The sequence below is a fragment of the Ancylobacter polymorphus genome, assembly GCF_030813495.1.
GTDB lineage: Bacteria > Pseudomonadota > Alphaproteobacteria > Rhizobiales > Xanthobacteraceae > Ancylobacter > Ancylobacter polymorphus.
The window spans coordinates 1-17,786 of record NZ_JAUSUI010000015.1; the positions used below are offsets into that span (position 1 = coordinate 1).

The following is a 17,786-nucleotide window of genomic DNA, read 5'->3' on the forward strand; positions in this document are numbered from 1 at the left end:
GATCGCTGCCGTCAGAGACGTCTTGCCATGGTCAACATGGCCAATCGTCCCGATGTTGCAGTGAGGCTTCGAACGGTTGAACTTCTCTTTGGCCACGGGGCTCTCCGTCGGTCTTATCGATGTGGATACGAAATCGCTTCAGAATGTCAGGCCGCACGCGTCACGCGTACTTGGCCTGAACTTCCTGCGCGACGTTCGACGGCACCTGCTCGTAGTGGTCGAACTGCATGGTGAAAGTAGCGCGGCCCTGCGAGAAGGACCGGAGCGTGTTGACGTAGCCGAACATGTTGGCGAGCGGCACCATCGCGTTGACGACGTTCGCATTGCCACGCATGTCCTGGCCCTGGATCTGGCCGCGACGCGAGTTGAGGTCGCCGATGACCGAGCCGGTATAGTCTTCCGGGGTCACGACTTCGACCTTCATGATCGGCTCGAGCAGCACCGCGCCGCCCTTCTGCAGGGCTTCACGGAAAGCGGCACGCGAGGCGATTTCGAAGGCCAGCGCCGACGAGTCGACTTCGTGATAGGCGCCGTCGATCAGGTCGACCTTGACGTCCACCACCGGGAAGCCGGCGAGCACGCCCGAACCGAGCACGCTTTCCAGCCCCTTGGTCACGCCGGGGATGTATTCCTTCGGCACCGCGCCGCCGATGATCTTGCTCTCGAAGGCGAAGCCCTTACCGACTTCATTCGGCTCGACCACGAACTTCACCCGGGCGAACTGACCGGTACCGCCGGTCTGCTTCTTGTGGGTGTAGTCCACTTCGGTCTTGCGGGTGATCGTCTCGCGATAAGCGACCTGCGGCGCGCCGATATTGGCGTCGACCTTGTAGGTGCGCTTCAGAATATCGACCTTGATGTCGAGGTGCAGTTCGCCCATCCCCTTGAGGATGGTCTGGCCGCTCTCGAAGTCGGTCGACACGCGGAAGGACGGATCCTCAGCGGCGAGCTTCGCGAGAGCGAGGCCCAGCTTCTCCTGGTCGGCCTTGGACTTCGGCTCGATCGCGATCTCGATGACCGGCTCGGGGAATTCCATCTTCTCGAGGATGACGGGCTTGGCCGGGTCGCACAGCGTGTCGCCGGTGCGGACTTCCTTGAGGCCGGCGAGAGCGACGATATCGCCCGCATAGGCTTCCTTGATGTCCTCACGGTTGTTCGCATGCATCAGCAGCATGCGGCCGACGCGTTCCTTCTTGTCGCGGGTCGAGTTGAGGAGACCCATGCCGGTCTCCAGCTTGCCCGAGTAGACGCGGCAGAAGGTAATGGTGCCGACGAAGGGGTCGTCCATGATCTTGAACGCGAGCACCGACAGCGGATCGCTGTCCGACGGCTTGCGATCGGTCTCTTCTTCGGTGTTGAAGTCGATGCCCTTGATCGCGCCACGGTCGATCGGCGACGGCAGGAAATCCACGACGGCGTCGAGCAGGGGCTGCACGCCCTTGTTCTTGAACGCCGAGCCGCAGAACACCGGGTTGAACACACGACCGATGACCGCCTTGCGGATCAGGCCCTTGAGGGTCGCCTCGTCCGGCTCGACGCCATCGAGATAGGCCGACAGCACGTCGTCGTCGAGTTCGACAGCCGCTTCGAGCAGCTTGCCGCGATACTCGACCGCCTGGTCGAGCAGCTCGGCCGGGATCTCTTCGTCGTGATACTTCGCGCCGAGCTCTTCATTGTCCCACACGACCGCCTTCATGCGGACGAGGTCAATGATGCCCTTGAAATTGTTCTCGGAGCCGATCGGCAGCTGGCAGCACACGGGCTTGCCGTCCACGCGGTCGACGATCATCTCGACGCAACGGAAGAAGTCGGCGCCGGTCTTGTCCATCTTGTTGACGAACACGATGCGCGGGACGTTGTACTTGTCCGCCTGACGCCACACGGTTTCCGTCTGGGGCTCAACGCCCTGGTTACCGTCGAGCACGCACACCGCACCGTCGAGCACGCGCAGCGAACGCTCGACTTCAATGGTGAAGTCGACGTGGCCGGGGGTGTCGATGATGTTCAGGCGCTTGCCCTGCCAGAAAGCGGTCGTCGCGGCCGACGTGATCGTGATGCCGCGCTCCTGCTCCTGGGTCATCCAGTCCATGGTGGCAGCGCCATCATGGACTTCGCCGATCTTGTGGCTCTTGCCGGTGTAATAGAGGATCCGTTCCGTGGTCGTGGTCTTGCCGGCATCAATGTGGGCCATGATGCCGAAGTTGCGGTAGTCTTCGATAGCGTGCGTGCGCGACATATCAGATCCTCGTACCGGCTCTCGTCATCACCAGCGATAGTGAGAGAAGGCCCGGTTGGCCTCCGCCATGCGGTGCGTGTCTTCACGTTTCTTCACGGCAGTGCCGCGATTGTTGGAAGCGTCGAGCAGTTCGCCCGACAGGCGCTCCACCATCGTCTTCTCGTTGCGGGCGCGGGCGGCAGTGATCAGCCAGCGGATCGCAAGAGCCTGACGACGCTCGGGGCGCACTTCGACCGGCACCTGGTAGGTGGCGCCACCAACACGGCGGGAGCGCACCTCGATGGCCGGGCTCACATTGTCGAGCGCCTGGGTGAACACACCCAGCGGCTCCGACTTGGCACGGGTCTCGACGAGGTCGAGCGCGCCGTAAACGATCGCCTCGGCGACCGACTTCTTGCCGTCATACATGACGGCGTTCATGAAGCGGCTCAGCACTTCCGACCCGAACTTCGGATCGGGAGTGACTTCACGGCGCTCTGCACGATGACGACGGGACATCGCTCAAATCCTCACTTCGGCCGCTTGGCGCCGTACTTCGACCGGCGCTGCTTGCGGTTCTTGACGCCCTGCGTATCGAGCACGCCGCGCAGGATGTGATAGCGCACGCCGGGAAGATCCTTGACGCGGCCGCCGCGGATCATCACCACGGAGTGTTCCTGCAGGTTATGCCCCTCGCCGGGGATGTAACCGATGACTTCATAGCCATTGGTCAAACGAACCTTCGCGACCTTACGAAGCGCCGAGTTCGGCTTCTTCGGGGTCGTCGTATAGACGCGGGTGCAAACGCCGCGCTTCTGCGGGCTGGCCTGCAGCGCCGGAACCTTGTTCCGGGCCTTCTGGGCTTCCCGCGGCTTGCGGATCAGCTGGTTGATCGTCGGCACGTGTCTCGCCTTCGTCTCGCTGCGCTGGAACAGGAATGTCCCGCGCTAACCCAATTTCCGCGGCCACAACCGCATTCTTCTCTCGACGGATCGGAACAGTCAGCACATACCGAGCTATCTGCGAACGAAAGAAGCGCCGCCGGCCAGGATCTGGCCGAGGGCGCTGTACGTTCAGAGGACCACGCGACAGCGTTTAAAGCTGCCAGTTGCGCGGTCATGCGCCGGATTTGGTCGTGCGTGCGTTCCGGCAGCGTCTTGACGTTCTGTGTCCAGACAGGGTGTCCGAACGCGGCAACATCAACCGCCTGCCGTGAAAGTACGCGCCTTCTACGCGGCGACTCGCCGTTCGTCAACCCTTAACCGCGAGTTTGGCCGCTCACAGCCCCGTGCGAGGCCTTGCTGGCGTTAGATTTCATCCATGACGCCCGCCACGCAACAAAGATGCTCGAATTTTCGTCGCTGGCAGCCATCGCGTTAAGGGGTTTCCCCTCGCCATACGGGCGACTCGCGCACTGCGCTGGCGACTCCCGATTCCACGAAAAAGGCCGCCCTGCGAGGGGCGGCCTTTCGATTCTTGCGAGGTCTTGCCGCACCGGTCACTCGGCGGCGGCAGGACCTTCCAGGCGCGGCGCATTGGAGGCGACGCCGTCCTGCTCGTTCTGCGCGGCGATCAGATCGTCGCGGGTGGTCGCCGTCACACGGAGCTTCGCCATCTGCGCGCCGGTGCCCGCCGGGATGAGACGGCCGACGATGACGTTCTCCTTGAGACCGGCGAGGTCGTCCGACTTGCCGTTGACCGCCGCCTCGGTGAGCACGCGGGTCGTCTCCTGGAACGAGGCGGCCGAGATGAAGGAGCGCGTCTGCAGGCTCGCCTTGGTGATGCCGAGCAGGACCGGGTGACCGGACGCGGGCTTCTTGCCCTCGGCGATCAGCCGCTCATTGATCTCGTTCAGCTCCGAAGCGTCGATCTGCTCATTGGTGAGCAGGTCGCTCTCGCCGGCGTCGTCGATCTCGACCTTCTGCAGCATCTGGCGAACGATCACCTCGATGTGCTTGTCGTTGATCAGCACGCCCTGCAGCCGGTAGACCTCCTGGATCTCGTTCACGAGATAGGCGGCGAGTTCTTCGACGCCCTTGATCGCCAGAATGTCGTGCGGCGCCGGGTTGCCGTCGACGATGAAGTCACCCTTCTCGACGAGGTCGCCATCCTGCAGATGGATGTGCTTGCCCTTCGGGATCAGGTACTCCGCCGTATCGTCGTTCGAGTCCTGCGGCTCGATGCTGACGCGGCGCTTGTTCTTGTAGTCCTTGCCGAAGCGGATCGTGCCGGAGATTTCGGCGATGATCGCCGCATCCTTCGGACGACGGGCCTCGAACAGCTCCGCCACGCGCGGCAGACCGCCCGTGATGTCGCGGGTCTTGGCCGATTCCATCGGCACGCGCGCCAGCACGTCGCCCGCCTTGATGGTCGAGCCGGGATCGGCGGAAAGGATCGCGTCCACCGGCAGCGTGTAGCGGGCATCGCCGCCGCGCTGCAGCTTCAGTACCTTGCCATCCGCACCCTTCACCACCAGCGAAGGACGCAGTTCCGAACCGCGCCCGGTGCGCCAGTCGGTAACGACACGCTTGGCGATACCGGTCGATTCGTCGACCGTCTCGCTGAGCGAGGCGCCTTCGACCAGATCCTCGTAACCCACGATACCCTCGACCTCGGTGAGGATCGGGCGGGTATAGGGGTCCCACTCGGCGATGCGCTGGCCGCGCTTGATGGCGTCGCCATCATCCACCTTCAGCTTGGCGCCGAACTGGATGCGATGCGAGGCCTTCTCCGTGCCGTCGTGATCGATGATCAGAACCGACAGGTTGCGGCTCATCGCGATCAGTTCGCCGTCAGAGTTCCGCACCACATTGCGGTTGCGGATCTTCACCGTGCCCTCGAACGAGGCCTCGATGAAGGACTGCTCGGAGAGCTGCGCCGCGCCACCGATGTGGAAGGTGCGCATGGTGAGCTGCGTGCCCGGCTCGCCGATCGACTGCGCCGCGATGACGCCGACCGCCTCGCCCATATTCACGGGCGTGCCGCGCGCCAGGTCACGGCCGTAGCAGGTGCCGCAGACGCCGTTCTTGGCCTCGCAGGTCAGCACGGAGCGGATCTTGATCTCCTGAACGCCGGCCTTCGAGATGCGCTCGACATCCGCCTCGTCCATCATGTGGCCGGCCGGCACGATCACCTTGCCGGTCGCACCCTCGATCACATCCTCGGCCGCGGTGCGGCCCAGAACGCGCGAGCCGAGCGTGGCGACGATGTTGCCCGCGTCGATGATGGCGCGCATCGCGATACCGTTGGTGGTGCCGCAATCACGCAGAGTGATGATGCTGTCCTGAGCCACGTCAACGAGACGACGGGTCAGGTAGCCCGAGTTGGCAGTCTTCAGCGCGGTATCGGCCAGACCCTTACGGGCACCGTGGGTCGAGTTGAAGTACTCGAGCACGGAGAGGCCTTCCTTGAAGTTCGAGATGATCGGCGTCTCGATGATCTCACCCGACGGCTTCGCCATCAGGCCGCGCATGGCGGCCAGCTGACGCATCTGCTCACGCGAACCACGCGCGCCGGAATGCGCCATCATGTAGATCGAGTTGATCTGCTTCTCGCGACCCGTCACCGGGTCCTTCTTCACCGCCGAAATCTCGGCCATCATTTCATCGGCGAGGCGGGCGGAGCACTTGCCCCACGCATCGACGACCTTGTTGTACTTTTCGCCCTGGGTGATCAGGCCGTCATTGTACTGCTGCTCATATTCCTTGGTGAGCGCGCGGGTCTCTTCGACCATGTCCCACTTCTTGGACGGCACAACCATGTCGTCCTTGCCGAACGAAATGCCGGCGCGGAAGGCGTTGGAGAAGCCGAGCGTCATGATGCGGTCGCAGAAGATGACCGTCTCCTTCTGACCGCAGTGGCGGTAGACGGTGTCGATCATGTTCGAGATTTCCTTCTTGGTCATCAGCTTGTTGACGACGTCGAAGGGGGTCTTCGGGTTCTTCGGCAGGAGTTCGCCGAGCTTCATGCGACCGGGGGTGGTCTCATAGATCTTCGGGGCCGGATTGCCGTCCTCGTCGACGCCGATATAGCGCCCGCGCACCTTGGTGTGCAGAGTGATGGCCTTGGCGGCCAGCGCGTGGTCGATCTCGCCCATATTGGCAAAGGCCATGCCCTCGCCGGGCTCACCCTCGCGCATCATGGTGAGATAGTAGAGACCGAGAACGATGTCCTGCGACGGCACAATGATCGGCGCGCCGTTCGCGGGGTGCAGGATGTTGTTGGTCGACATCATCAGCACGCGCGCTTCCAGCTGCGCCTCGATGGACAGGGGCACATGCACCGCCATCTGGTCGCCGTCGAAGTCGGCGTTGAAGGCCGAGCAGACCAGCGGGTGAAGCTGAATCGCCTTGCCTTCGATCAGCACCGGCTCGAACGCCTGGATGCCCAGGCGATGCAGGGTCGGAGCGCGGTTCAGCATCACGGGATGCTCGCGGATCACCTCATCGAGGATGTCCCACACCTCGGGACGCTCCTTCTCGACCAGCTTCTTCGCCTGCTTCACGGTCGCGGACAGGCCCTTGGCGTCGAGACGCGAATAGATGAAGGGCTTGAACAGCTCCAGCGCCATCTTCTTCGGCAGGCCGCACTGGTGCAGCTTCAGCTCGGGACCGACGACGATCACCGAACGGCCGGAATAGTCGACGCGCTTGCCGAGCAGGTTCTGGCGGAACCGGCCCTGCTTGCCCTTCAGCATGTCGGCGAGCGACTTCAGCGGGCGCTTATTGGCGCCGGTGATGACACGGCCGCGACGACCATTGTCGAACAGCGCATCAACCGCTTCCTGAAGCATGCGCTTCTCATTGCGGATGATGATGTCCGGCGCCTTCAGCTCGATCAGTCGCTTAAGACGGTTGTTGCGGTTGATGACGCGGCGGTAGAGGTCGTTAAGGTCGGAGGTCGCGAAGCGGCCGCCATCCAGCGGGACGAGCGGGCGCAGGTCCGGCGGGATCACCGGCACATGCGTCAGGATCATCCACTCCGGCTTGTTGCCGGATTCCTGGAAGGCTTCGACGATCTTAAGGCGCTTGGCCAGCTTCTTCGGCTTCAGCTCGGTGGTGGCCTCGGCGATCTCCTTGCGCAGATTGCCGGCGATCTTCTCCAGATCCATGCCCCGCAGAATCTCGCGGATCGCCTCCGCGCCGATCAGCGCGGTGAACGAATCGTCGCCATACTCTTCCTGCGCGCGCAGATAGTCCTCTTCCGACAGGAGCTGACGCTCCTTCAGCGGAGTGAGGCCGGGCTCGATGACGCAGTAGTACTCGAAGTACAGGATGCGCTCGAGATCCTTGAGCGTCATGTCGAGCAGAAGGCCGATGCGGCTCGGCAGCGACTTCAGGAACCAGATATGCGCGACAGGGGCGGCAAGCTCGATGTGGCCCATGCGCTCACGGCGCACGCGCGACAGCGTGACTTCCACGCCGCACTTCTCGCAGATGATGCCCTTGTACTTCATGCGCTTGTACTTGCCGCACAGGCACTCATAGTCCTTGATCGGACCGAAGATGCGCGCGCAGAACAAGCCGTCACGCTCAGGCTTGAACGTGCGGTAGTTGATCGTTTCGGGCTTCTTGATCTCGCCGAAGGACCACGACAGGATCTTCTCCGGACTCGCGATCGAGATCTTGATCTGATCGAAAGTCGGCGCCGGCGCCGCCGGGTTGAAGAGATTCATGACCTCTTGATTCATCGCCGTCTCCTTCGGCTGGACCCCGCCTCCGCCGCCGCGGCTTGCTGGGGTCACGGAAAAGTCTGGTCTGTCGCGCGATCGAAAAGGCGGACGCGACCTGCGCGCCCGCCCTTGGTCTCAGTCGGTCATTCGGCCGCTGGCAGGCTCTCGCCCGGGGTCGGCACCGCCGAGAGAGTCTTGGAGTTCATCAGCTCGACATTGAGGCCGAGCGAACGCATCTCCTTCACGAGAACGTTGAAGCTCTCGGGAATGCCTGCCTCGAAGGTGTCGTCGCCGCGCACGATGGCCTCGTAGACCTTGGTGCGGCCCGCGACGTCGTCCGACTTCACGGTCAGCATCTCCTGCAGCGTATAGGCGGCGCCATAGGCTTCGAGAGCCCACACCTCCATTTCGCCGAAGCGCTGACCACCGAACTGCGCCTTACCGCCCAGCGGCTGCTGGGTGACGAGCGAGTACGGGCCGATCGAGCGTGCATGGATCTTGTCGTCGACAAGGTGATGCAGCTTCAGCATGTAGATGTAGCCGACCGTCACCTTACGGTCGAACTGCTCGCCGGTGCGGCCATCGAACAGCGTCGACTGCGCCGACTTGTCGAGGCCGGCCAGTTCGAGCATGTGCTCGATATCCGCCTCGCGGGCACCATCGAACACCGGCGTGGCGATCGGAACGCCGCGACGCAGGTTCGATCCCAGCTCGACCAGACCTTCCTCGTCGAGCGAAGCGATGGTCTCGTCCTTGCCGTAGATCTTGCCGAACGCGTCCTTGAGCGGAGCGATGTCCTGCGTCTGCCGATAGCCTTCGATGGCGCGGTCGATCACGCGGCCGAGGCCGGCGCAGGCCCAGCCGAGATGGGTCTCGAGGATCTGCCCGACATTCATGCGCGAGGGCACGCCGAGCGGATTGAGCACCATGTCGACCGGGGTGCCGTCCTCAAGGAACGGCATGTCCTCGACCGGGACGATACGCGAAACCACGCCCTTGTTGCCATGCCGGCCGGCCATCTTGTCGCCCGGCTGGATCTTGCGCTTCACCGCGATGAAGACCTTGACCATCTTCATCACGCCAGGCGGAAGCTCGTCGCCGCGCTGCAGCTTCTCGACCTTGTCGAGGAACCGCTGCTCAAGACGCTTCTTGGACTCGTCGTACTGGTTGCGGATCGCCTCCAGCTCGCTCATCAGCTGATCGTCGGCAACGGCGAACTGCCACCACTGGCTGCGCGGGAACTCGGTCAGCACCGAACGGGTGAGCACCGTGTCCTTCTTGAAGCTCTTGGGGCCCGCAATGCCGGTCTTGCCGTCCAGCATCTCGGCCAGGCGGCCGAAGACGTTACGGTCAAGGATCGCCTGCTCGTCGTCGCGGTCCTTGGCGAGGCGTTCGATTTCCTCGCGCTCGATCGCCTGGGCGCGCTCGTCCTTGTCGACGCCATGGCGATTGAACACGCGCACTTCGACGACCGTACCGGTGACACCCGGAGGAACGCGCAGAGAGGTGTCGCGCACATCCGCCGCCTTCTCGCCGAAGATCGCGCGAAGCAGCTTCTCTTCCGGCGTCATCGGGCTCTCGCCCTTCGGCGTGATCTTGCCGCAGAGGATGTCGCCCGCCTGCACTTCCGCGCCGATATAGACGATGCCGGCTTCGTCCAGATTCTTCAGCGCCTCTTCCGACACGTTCGGAATGTCGCGCGTGATTTCCTCCGGGCCGAGCTTGGTGTCGCGGGCCATCACTTCGAACTCCTCGATGTGGATCGAGGAGAAGATGTCACCCTTGGAGATGTTCTCCGACAGCAGGATCGAATCTTCGAAGTTGTAGCCGTTCCACGGCATGAACGCGACGAGGATGTTCCGGCCGAGGGCGAGATCGCCGAGATCGGTCGAAGGACCATCCGCGATGATGTCGCCCTTGCGCACGCGGTCGCCCACCCGCACCAGCGGACGCTGGTTGATGCAGGTCGACTGGTTCGAACGCTGGAACTTCTGCAGCCGGTAGATGTCGACGCCCGACTTCGACGGATCGTTTTCTTCCGTCGCGCGGATGACGATACGGGTCGCGTCCACCTGGTCGACGATGCCCGTGCGGCGCGCGCCGATGGCGGCACCGGAGTCACGGGCGACCACGGACTCCATGCCCGTGCCGACGAAGGGGGCGTCGGCGCGAACGAGCGGCACCGCCTGGCGCTGCATGTTCGAGCCCATGAGCGCGCGGTTGGCGTCGTCGTTCTCAAGGAACGGGATGAGCGCGGCGGCGACCGAGACGAGCTGCTTGGGCGACACGTCCATGAAGTCGACGCGGTCCGGAGTCACCAGCAGCACGTCGCCGGCGTGACGGCAGACGATCAGGTCCTCGGTAAAGCGGCCTTCCGCATCGAGCGGGATGTTCGCCTGCGCGACGTAGTACTTCCCCTCCTCCATAGCGGAGAGATAGACCACCTCGTCCTGAACCTGGCTGTCCTTCACGCGGCGATAGGGCGCCTCGATGAAGCCGTACTTGTTCACGCGGGCAAACGTGGCCAGCGAGTTGATAAGGCCGATGTTCGGGCCTTCCGGCGTCTCGATCGGGCAGATGCGGCCGTAATGCGTCGGGTGCACGTCGCGCACCTCGAAGCCGGCACGCTCGCGCGTCAGACCGCCCGGGCCAAGCGCCGAGAGACGGCGCTTATGGGTGATCTCGGACAGCGGGTTGGTCTGGTCCATGAACTGCGAGAGCTGCGACGAGCCGAAGAACTCGCGCACCGCCGCCGCCACGGGCTTGGCGTTGATCAGGTCCTGCGGCATCACGGTGTCGATGTCGACGGACGACATGCGCTCCTTGATGGCGCGCTCCATGCGCAGCAGGCCGACGCGGTACTGGTTCTCCATCAGCTCGCCGACGGAGCGGACGCGGCGATTGCCAAGGTGATCGATGTCGTCGATCTCGCCCTTGCCGTCGCGCAGTTCGACCAGCGTCTTGATGACCGCGAGAATGTCCTCGCGGCGCAGCACGCGCACCGTGTCCTCGGCGTCGAGGTCGAGGCGCATGTTCATCTTGACGCGACCGACGGCGGACAGGTCGTAGCGTTCAGCGTCGAAGAACAGCGAGTGGAACATCGCCTGCGCGGAATCGAGCGTCGGCGGCTCGCCGGGGCGCATCACGCGGTAGATGTCGAACAGCGCGTCCTCGCGGGTCACGTTCTTGTCGACGGCCAGCGTATTGCGGATATAGGCGCCAACATTGACGTGGTCGATGTCGAGGATCGGCACCTCGTCGTAGCCAAGCTCGACAAGCTGCTTCAGCATCTTCTCGGTGACTTCCTCACCGGCTTCGACATAGATCTCGCCCGAGGTCGGGTTGACGATGTCCTCGGCCACATACTGGCCGACCATCTCTTCGTCTGAGATCTTGAGCGCCTTGAGGCCCTTCTCGGCGAGCTGGCGGGCCTGACGGACCGTCACCTTCTTGCCGGCCTCGATCACGACTTCGCCGGTATCGGCGTCGACGAGATCGGCCACGGCCTTGTAGCCCTTCATCCGCTTGGGATCGAAAGGCATGCGCCAGCCATCCTTCGTGCGGGCGAAGGTGATGGTTTCATAGAAGGTGTTGAGGATCTCCTCGCCGTCGAGACCGAGTGCGAACAGCAGGCTCGTTACCGGAATCTTGCGGCGGCGGTCGATACGCGCATAGACGATGTCCTTGGCGTCGAACTCGATGTCGAGCCAGGAACCGCGATAGGGGATGATGCGCGCAGCGAACAGCAGCTTGCCGCTCGAGTGCGTCTTGCCCTTGTCGTGGTCGAAGAACACGCCCGGCGAACGGTGCATCTGCGAGACGATGACGCGCTCGGTCCCGTTGACGATGAACGTGCCGTTCATCGTCATCAGCGGGATGTCGCCCATATAGACGTCCTGCTCCTTGATGTCCTTGACGGACTTGGAGCCGGTGTCGGGATCGACATCGAAAACGATCAGACGGAGCGTCACCTTCAGCGGCGCTGCGAAGGTCATGCCGCGCTGGCGGCACTCGTCAACGTCGTACTTCGGCGGCTCGAATTCGTAGCGGACGAATTCGAGCATGGCAGCGCCCGAAAAGTCCGAAATCGGGAAAACCGACTTGAAAACCGCCTGAATGCCGTCGTCGGCGCGACCGCCCTTCGGCTCAACGATCTGCAGGAACTGGTCATAGGATGCCTTCTGAACCTCGATGAGGTTCGGCATCTCCGCCACTTCCTGGATCTTGCCGAAAAACTTGCGGACCCGCTTACGACCGGTGAACGTCTGCGCCATGTCGCTCCTCGCTCCGTCCGAGTATCCGTCAGCGCCATCCACGAACCCGGCGGGAGGGCCGGTGGCCTTGCGTGGAGGCTTAAGATCACAAAACAATCCGACAAGGTTGAGGCACATACCGCGCCCCGCCTCCGGCCGTTCCGTAACCGACGGCTCGCCAGACGACCCGCTCCGGATCGTCGGGGAAGCCGTCGGGCTTCCTTAGGTTCGCCTTCGATGTGAAGGCAGAGGCCGCCGGCGAACCGGCGGCCTCGCATGATCAAATGATCACTTGAGCTCGACCTTGGCGCCGGCCTTCTCGACCTGGGCCTTGATCTTCTCGGCCTCTTCCTTGGTCACGCCTTCCTTGATCGGCTTGGGCGCGCCTTCGACGAGGTCCTTGGCTTCCTTGAGGCCCAGGCCGGTGATGGCGCGGACTTCCTTGATGACCTCGATCTTCTTGTCGCCGGCCGCGGCCAGGACAACGGTGAACTCGGTCTGCTCTTCGACCGGGGCCGCAGCGGCACCAGCGGGAGCGGCAGCAACCGCCACGGCGGCAGCGGCGGAGACGCCCCACTTCTCTTCGAGGAGCTTCGCGAGCTCGGCGGCCTCGAGAACGGTCAGGGCGGACAGCTCGTCAACGAGCTTCGACAGATCAGCCATTTTACTTAAGTCCTTGGATTTAGGTTCGAACCAGTATTACCGGGAAGCCTCACGCGGCTTCGTTCTCTTTGGCATAGGCCGCAAACACGCGGGCGAGCTTGGCCGCCGGCGCGGTGCTGAGCTGCGCGATCTTCGTCGCCGGGGCCTGGATGAGGCCGACCAGCTTCGCACGCAGTTCATCAAGGGACGGCATGGTGGCCAGAGCCTTCACACCATCCACATTCAGGGCCGTGGTGCCGAACGCTCCGCCCAGGATGACGAACTTGTCGTTCGTCTTGGCGAAGTCGACGGCAACCTTCGGGGCCGCAACAGGATCGCTGGAATAAGCGATGATGGTCGGACCCTTCAGCAGGGAACCGACATGTGCGACGTCCGAACCTTCGAGAGCGATCTTGGCGAGGCGGTTCTTCGCCACCTTCACGGTCGCACCATTCGCCTTCATCTGCCGACGCAGGGTCTGCAGCTGGGCGACGGTAAGGCCGGAATAGTGGGCCACGACGACAACCGAGGTGGTGTTGAACACCTCGGTGAGCGACGTGACGAGCTCTTCTTTTTGTGCTCGATCCACTTCACTTGCTCTCCGGTGGCGAGGAAGGGTGACTTCCCCGCCGGGTTTGCGCCTTGCCACCCCTCCTTGCGGAGCGGTGGCGGTGGTATCCTGTCCCCTGGGACCGGAAAACCGGCCAAGGCGCTGGTTCGAGCCGAAAGCCAGGACCCGGCGAACCGGTACCGTGCATCGGTCGTAACCCCGTCTATGCTGGCCCCGGAATGGGATTAAGCCGCCTCGAAGAGGGGCACCGGCAGTCTCGGACAGGACATAAAGCCGGCAAGGCGAACCCTGCCGGCCTCTCCGCCCGATTTTAAGCGGGCGAAAGCTGAAATTTCATCGGCACGCGGCCGACAATGTCGGCAACGAAACCGCCCATATAGTGAGTCGCGTGGGATTTGTCACCCCTGATAGCACCGAGGGCTTGACAAATCCACACTGTCGCAATCACGGGACCGCGACCGGCCCCGTGATGCGCGCGCAGGAGCAATCAGCCCGCAACCAGCACCGAAGCCGGCTCGACCTTCAGGCCGGGACCCATGGTCGAGGAGACGGCGACGCGCTGGACATAGGTGCCCTTGGCGCCGGTCGGCTTGGCCTTGACCACGGCATCGGCGAAGGCGCGGATGTTCTCGGCGAGCTTGTCCACCGGGAACGAGGCCTTGCCGATGCCAGCGTGGATAATGCCGGCCTTCTCGACGCGGAACTCGACCGCACCGCCCTTGGCGGCTTCAACCGCACCCTTCACGTCCATGGTGACGGTGCCGACCTTCGGGTTCGGCATCAGGCCGCGCGGGCCAAGCACCTTACCGAGACGGCCGACGAGCGGCATCAGATCCGGGGTGGCGATGCAGCGATCGAAATCGATCGTGCCGCCCTGAATGGTCTCGAGCAGATCTTCGGCGCCGACGATGTCGGCACCGGCTGCCTTGGCCTCATCAGCCTTGGCGCCGCGCGCGAACACGGCGACGCGTACCGTACGGCCCGAGCCGTTCGGCAGGTTGCACACGCCACGAACCATCTGGTCGGCATGGCGGGGATCGACGCCGAGATTCATCGCCACTTCGATGGTCTCATCGAACTTGGCGTTGGCGCGGTCCTTCAGCAGCTGAATCGCCTCGTCGAGACCATACAGCTTGGCGGGATCAATGCCCTCGCGGACGGCGCGAACACGCTTGGAAATCTTGGCCATCAGCTCAACCCACCACTTCGAGGCCCATGGAACGGGCGGAGCCCTCGATCATGCGCACCGCCGCGTCGACGGTATCGCAGTTGAGGTCCTTCATCTTCTTCTCGGCGATATCGCGCATCTGGTTCTGCGAAATCTTGCCGACGAAGCCGCCCTTGCCCGGGGTCTTGGAACCGGAGCCGGGCTTCTTCTTAGTCTCAAGGCCAGCGGCCTTCTTCAGGAAGTAGGAGACCGGCGGGGTCTTCAGCTCGAAGGTGAAGGAACGATCCTGGTAGGCGGTGATCACGACCGGGATCGGCATGCCCTTTTCGAGCTGGCCGGTCTGGGCGTTGAACGCCTTGCAGAATTCCATGATGTTGAGGCCGCGCTGACCGAGCGCCGGGCCGATCGGCGGGGCCGGGTTGGCCGAGCCGGCGGGCACCTGCAACTTGATGTAGCCGGTGATCTTCTTCGCCATAGTGAACTCCTCGGCGGCGCGACAGCCAGTCGCAAACGCCAAAGCACGCCGTCGCGACGGCTTCATCGCGTGCGGCGTAAATGGAGGATCGCGGTTGCGGCACGTTCACAATGCTGGCTGGCGAACCGGCCGTGCCTCCCGCGCATGAATGCATGCCGGAGACCGAAGCCTCCTGCTTGCGGGGCCTGCCATACAGGATCAACCGACCGAACGCAACCCGGCCGTCATTTCCGCCAACCTCACTTCGGCCGGCTCACGCCGCCGACGACAGCGCCCGGCGGCGGCGATGGGCTTCGCGGGCGAGGATCGCGTCCGCATCAAGGCTGCGAATCGGCAGGCTGAGATCGCGCGGCACGTCGCCTTCCATTTGGAGCGCGAGATAGCGCCCGCAGCACACCCGCAGGAAGGACGCGAAGTTCTCGACGCCGCCATGGGCGAAGGTCAGTTCCTCATGCAGCCTGGCGAGCAGCTGCGGAAGACTCATGCCGTCGCGCAGGGCGATCTCCTCCAGCACCTGCCAATACAGGTTCTCCAGCCGCACGCTGGTGGAGAAGCCGTTGAGTCTCAGCGATTTGAGCCGCGTCTGCCACAGGCTCGGATCAGCTTCAATGAAGAGCTTGCACATGGAGCGCCCCCTCGGCGGCGGAGCCCCCCTCCCCGCCGCGCGCATCATAACCCCGAACCCCGGTGAGGCGAAGCTCGAGGCAAGCGGCGTCGCTTAGGCCGCCTCGCGCGCCCCGGTCGTTACCTCGCCATGGGTGATCGTCGTACCGAGGACAGCAAGGAACTGGGCAATCCATGCCGGGTGCGCCGGCCAGGCCGGCGCAGATACCAGATTGCCGTCCGTCACCGCCGCGTCGATGGCGATGTCGGCATAGGTGCCGCCCGCAAGCTCCACCTCAGCGCGGCAGGCAGGATAGGCCGAGCAGGTCCGCCCTTCGAGAACACGGGCGCCGGCGAGCAGCTGCGCCCCATGGCAGATAGCGGCGACCGGCTTGTCGGCCGCGAAGAAGTGGCGGACGATCTCCAAGGTGCGGGCGTTCATCCGCAGATATTCCGGCGCCCGGCCACCGGGAATCACCAGCGCGTCGTAGCGGGCGGGATCGACCTCGGTGAAGGACGCATTGAGCGCGAAATTGTGCCCGCGCTTTTCCGAATAGGTTTGCTGCCCCTCGAAATCGTGTATCGCGGTGGCGACGCTGTCGCCGGCCTTCTTATCCGGGCAAACCGCATGCACGGTGTGGCCGACCGCCAACAGCGCCTGGAAAGGCACCATGGTCTCGTAGTCTTCGACAAAATCGCCGACGATCATCAGAATGCGTTTACCAGCCATTCTCACCTCCCGGGTTGCGCCGCCGTCCGCAGTTGGGCGGCGGCAGCTCTTGGGGAGAGATTAGAGCAGCGGGCGCACCGACGGGTGTTAACCCGTTAACGCGCAGTCCAACGAAAAAGGGCGCCGCCGAAGCCGCGCCCTTCCAAAGCTGAGTTCGGCTGCAGACCGGCCGTCAGACCTTCTCGACCTGACCGAATTCCAGTTCGACGGGCGTGGCACGGCCGAAGATGGACACCGCCACCTTGAGACGCGAACGTCCCTCGTCGACCTCTTCGACGACGCCGTTGAACGACGCGAACGGACCGTCCGACACCTTGACCGTCTCACCGACCTCGAAGGTGATCGAGGGCTTGGGACGCTCAATGCCTTCCTGCACCTGCTGAAGGATGCGCATGGCTTCCTTCTCGGCGATGGGCATTGGCTTGTTGTCGGCCCCGAGGAAGCCGGTGACCTTCGGCGTGTTCTTGATGAGGTGGAAGGCCTCGTCGGTCAGGTCCATCTTCACCAGAACATAGCCGGGGAAGAACTTGCGCTCGGCGTCGACTTTGCGACCGCGGCGCACCTCGACGACCTTCTCGGTCGGCACGAGCACCTGCTCGAACAGGTCGGTAAGACCGCGCTGCGCAGCCTGCTCCTTGATGGAGTCCGCGACCTTCTTCTCGAAGTTGGAATAGGCGTGAACGATGTACCAGCGCATCGGCATCGCGACTCTCCTCAACGGCCGATTTGCAGGATCTGAGCGATCGCGAAGCTCAGAATCTGGTCGGCGACCAGGAAGAACAGCGAGGCCAGCACCACCATGACAAAAACCATCGCGGTAGTGATGAGCGTCTCGCGACGGGTCGGCCAGGTGACCTTGCGGGCTTCCGCGCGGACCTGCTGAAAGAACTCGACCGGGTTCGTCTTCGCCATGCTCGTCTCGAAACGCCTCTGATGCGGCCCGCGCCGGTATCGGCTGATCGCGGCGCGCCGCCTGCGGGTCCCGCCTTGCACGCCTTCCGGCGCCCCGGCAATACGACCCTCCAAAAATGCACGAAGCGGGCGTATAGCCCGCAAAGCCGCCTCGCGTCAAAGAACCTTTGGCGCTCTTGCCTGCCACCTCCAGGGAAAGTGGCAGGAGTGGAGGGACTCGAACCCCCAACCCCCGGTTTTGGAGACCGGTGCTCTAACCAGTTGAGCTACACTCCTAGAAGAGTCGGACGGGGCGATGCCCAGATCGTCCGACTCTCGAATCGCGAGGCACTATAACCGGCCGCGCGCCTACGTCGAGGGGCGCGAGGCCCGGTTTCAACAGTTCGGCAGCAAAGCGTGAAAAACTTTGTCGCCGGAAAGGGATGCGACCCGCGCACCCCTTTGTCTTGACGTCACTCGATGATGGAAGCGACGACGCCGGCGCCGACGGTGCGGCCGCCTTCGCGGATAGCGAAGCGCAGCTTCTCTTCCATCGCGATCGGAACG

15 protein-coding genes and 1 tRNA gene are annotated in these 17,786 nt (G+C 63.7%); all 16 read right to left on the reverse strand.

The window, feature by feature from the left end; genetic code table 11:
• The coding region (locus J2S75_RS22200; protein ID WP_244518008.1) for a GTP-binding protein at positions 1 to 96 on the reverse strand (96 nt) is incomplete at its 3' end.
• A 64-nt stretch (positions 97 to 160) separates the two neighbouring features.
• On the reverse strand, positions 161 to 2,236 hold the full coding sequence (fusA, locus tag J2S75_RS22205) for an elongation factor G (protein WP_244376922.1): 2,076 nt from the start codon (positions 2,234 to 2,236) through the stop codon (positions 161 to 163).
• Between the two features lie 27 nt (positions 2,237 to 2,263).
• The gene (rpsG, locus tag J2S75_RS22210; protein WP_244376923.1) at positions 2,264 to 2,734 is read right to left on the reverse strand and encodes a 30S ribosomal protein S7; all 471 of its coding nucleotides are present in this window, start codon (positions 2,732 to 2,734) and stop codon (positions 2,264 to 2,266) included.
• Between the two features lie 11 nt (positions 2,735 to 2,745).
• On the reverse strand, positions 2,746 to 3,117 hold the full coding sequence (gene rpsL / locus J2S75_RS22215; RefSeq protein ID WP_018390597.1) for a 30S ribosomal protein S12: 372 nt from the start codon (positions 3,115 to 3,117) through the stop codon (positions 2,746 to 2,748).
• Between the two features lie 596 nt (positions 3,118 to 3,713).
• On the reverse strand, positions 3,714 to 7,904 hold the full coding sequence (rpoC, locus tag J2S75_RS22220; protein WP_307023414.1) for a DNA-directed RNA polymerase subunit beta': 4,191 nt from the start codon (positions 7,902 to 7,904) through the stop codon (positions 3,714 to 3,716).
• 125 nt (positions 7,905 to 8,029) lie between these two features.
• The gene (rpoB, locus tag J2S75_RS22225) at positions 8,030 to 12,160 is read right to left on the reverse strand and encodes a DNA-directed RNA polymerase subunit beta (protein ID WP_244376925.1); all 4,131 of its coding nucleotides are present in this window, start codon (positions 12,158 to 12,160) and stop codon (positions 8,030 to 8,032) included.
• A 267-nt stretch (positions 12,161 to 12,427) separates the two neighbouring features.
• On the reverse strand, positions 12,428 to 12,802 hold the full coding sequence (rplL, locus tag J2S75_RS22230; protein ID WP_244376926.1) for a 50S ribosomal protein L7/L12: 375 nt from the start codon (positions 12,800 to 12,802) through the stop codon (positions 12,428 to 12,430).
• 49 nt (positions 12,803 to 12,851) lie between these two features.
• Entirely contained in the window at positions 12,852 to 13,370 is a 519-nt protein-coding gene (gene rplJ / locus J2S75_RS22235) for a 50S ribosomal protein L10 (RefSeq protein WP_244376927.1), read from the reverse strand.
• 469 nt (positions 13,371 to 13,839) lie between these two features.
• The gene (gene rplA / locus J2S75_RS22240; protein WP_244376928.1) at positions 13,840 to 14,541 is read right to left on the reverse strand and encodes a 50S ribosomal protein L1; all 702 of its coding nucleotides are present in this window, start codon (positions 14,539 to 14,541) and stop codon (positions 13,840 to 13,842) included.
• A 4-nt stretch (positions 14,542 to 14,545) separates the two neighbouring features.
• Positions 14,546 to 14,995 carry a 50S ribosomal protein L11 gene (gene rplK / locus J2S75_RS22245; protein ID WP_307023418.1) on the reverse strand — a complete coding sequence of 150 codons (450 nt, stop codon included), beginning with the start codon at positions 14,993 to 14,995 and terminating at the stop codon, positions 14,546 to 14,548.
• 253 nt (positions 14,996 to 15,248) lie between these two features.
• Positions 15,249 to 15,620: a ribbon-helix-helix domain-containing protein gene (locus tag J2S75_RS22250; RefSeq protein WP_307023419.1), complete on the reverse strand. Its 372-nt coding sequence runs from the start codon at positions 15,618 to 15,620 to the stop codon at positions 15,249 to 15,251.
• Positions 15,621 to 15,713: 93 nt separating this feature from the next.
• A complete protein-coding gene (locus tag J2S75_RS22255; RefSeq protein ID WP_307023420.1) occupies positions 15,714 to 16,328 on the reverse strand; it encodes a DJ-1/PfpI family protein in 615 nt (204 codons plus the stop codon).
• A gap of 172 nt (positions 16,329 to 16,500) precedes the next feature.
• The gene (gene nusG / locus J2S75_RS22260) at positions 16,501 to 17,031 is read right to left on the reverse strand and encodes a transcription termination/antitermination protein NusG (RefSeq protein ID WP_244376932.1); all 531 of its coding nucleotides are present in this window, start codon (positions 17,029 to 17,031) and stop codon (positions 16,501 to 16,503) included.
• 11 nt (positions 17,032 to 17,042) lie between these two features.
• Positions 17,043 to 17,240 (reverse strand): preprotein translocase subunit SecE, encoded by a 198-nt coding sequence (secE, locus tag J2S75_RS22265; protein ID WP_144344629.1) that lies wholly within the window; start codon positions 17,238 to 17,240, stop codon positions 17,043 to 17,045.
• 199 nt (positions 17,241 to 17,439) lie between these two features.
• Positions 17,440 to 17,516: transfer RNA gene (locus J2S75_RS22270), tRNA-Trp, on the reverse strand.
• A gap of 176 nt (positions 17,517 to 17,692) precedes the next feature.
• Positions 17,693 to 17,786 (reverse strand): EF-Tu C-terminal domain-related protein (locus J2S75_RS22275; protein WP_131837545.1); only part of this gene is annotated, 94 nt, incomplete at its 5' end.